Origin of the sequence: Streptomyces sp. NPDC006743 (assembly GCF_040703815.1) — a bacterium.
Classification (GTDB): domain Bacteria; phylum Actinomycetota; class Actinomycetes; order Streptomycetales; family Streptomycetaceae; genus Streptomyces.
In genome coordinates this window covers 1-1,482 of the sequence record NZ_JBEYJA010000156.1, presented here as the reverse complement: position 1 = coordinate 1,482, position 1,482 = coordinate 1, and the positions used below count along the sequence as shown (strand labels likewise).

The window sequence follows — 1,482 nt, the reverse complement described above, 5'->3', positions numbered from 1 at the left end:
CTTGGGTTCTAACGGTCCTCGCAACACCCGCGATCTGTGGGAGTTGCGAGGACCGTGGCCGTTGGGCGCGATGATCTTTCGGGGCTGCGGGAGCGTTTCCTTGCGCGGTTGGATGCGGTGGGAAACGTGTCCGTGGTGGCACGTGAGCTGGGAGTGAACCGGAACACCGCTTTCGGCTGGGCCCGCAAAACCGGACGGAACTCGGTTCGTCCGCCGCGCCGTCATCCCGGGCGGGACGAGTACGAGCGGCTTCGGGCCGCCGGTGTCGCACGCCGGGTCGCGGCCCGGCAGGTCGGCGTGAACGAGCGCACGGCCAAGGACTGGGACTGGGGCGTCAAGAAGAGCGGCACCACACGCACCTACGCCGACGGCCGCCGTATCGACTACGCGGCGGGGACCGTCACGATGTCCGGTGTGACCACGGCACCGGTGGGCCTGACGGCCCTGGAGAAGCAGCTTCACCCGCGGTTCCTGACACTGGCCGAGCGCGAACGGATCCGCGATCTGTATGCGGCGGGCCTCTCGCTGCGGGCGATCGGACGAGCCCTGGGACGGCCGGCGAGCACGGTCAAGCGGGAGATCGACACGAACGTGGGCACCGAGGGCTACCAGCCCTACGCGGCCCACCGCGCGGCCGCCGCCCGCAGGCCTCGCCCCAAGGAGCGCAAACTGCTGCGCGAGGGACGGCTGCGCCGCTTCGTCCGGGACGGACTGCGCAGACGGTGGTCGCCGGAGCAGATCTGCCACGCTCTACTGAGAGAGCATCCCGACGACGAGAGCATGCGGGTGAGCGTGGAGACGGTCTACCAGGCGCTGTATTTCCAGGCCCGCGGCGGCCTGAAACGGGAAGTGCAGGCGGCCGTCCGTTCCGGCCGGACCCGCCGCAAACCACGCCGGGACCCCGAGCGGCGCACCCCACGGTTCATCGACCCGATGGTGATGATCAGCGACCGCCCCGCCGACATCGAGGACCGGGCCGTACCCGGTCACTGGGAAGGCGACCTGATCATCGGCGCAGGCGGTCGCTCCGCGATCGCCACCCTCGTCGAGCGCAGCACCCGCTACACCATGCTGGTCCACTTGCCGGGCGGAGCCCACGACGCCGAGACTGTCCGCGACGGCCTGGTCGCCACGATCCAGACCCTGCCCGCCCACCTGCGCGGTTCCCTCACCTGGGACCAGGGCAGCGAGATGGCACGCCACAAGCAGTTCAGCATGGCCACCGGCATGCCCGTCTACTTCTGCGACCCGGCATCGCCCTGGCAACGCGGCTCGAACGAGAACACGAACGGGCTGCTGCGGCAGTACTTCCCCAAGGGCACCGACCTGAGCGTCCACAGTCCCCAAGACCTCGAACACGTCGCCCAGGAACTCAACGGCCGCCCACGCAAGACGCTCGGCTGGGATACCCCAGCCGAGCGTCTTCGTGATCTACTCACCACCTAAAACCGAGTGGTGTTGCGACGACCCCTTGAACCCAAG

Annotated in this window: 1 protein-coding gene; it reads left to right on the top strand. The window is 69.1% G+C overall.

Annotated features, from left to right (window positions below; all coding sequences use genetic code 11):
* The first annotated feature begins 405 nt into the window (after positions 1-405).
* Positions 406-1,446, top strand: coding sequence for an IS30 family transposase (locus tag ABZ719_RS37640; RefSeq protein ID WP_366729668.1), 1,041 nt, complete (start codon positions 406-408; stop codon positions 1,444-1,446).
* The last annotated feature ends 36 nt before the right edge of the window (positions 1,447-1,482 follow it).

Bases quoted from the DNA above. Each gene is read 5' to 3' on its own strand.
- ABZ719_RS37640 (WP_366729668.1), top strand. From the start codon at position 406: ATGTCCGGTGTGACCACGGCACCGGTGGGCCTGACGGCCCTGGAGAAG.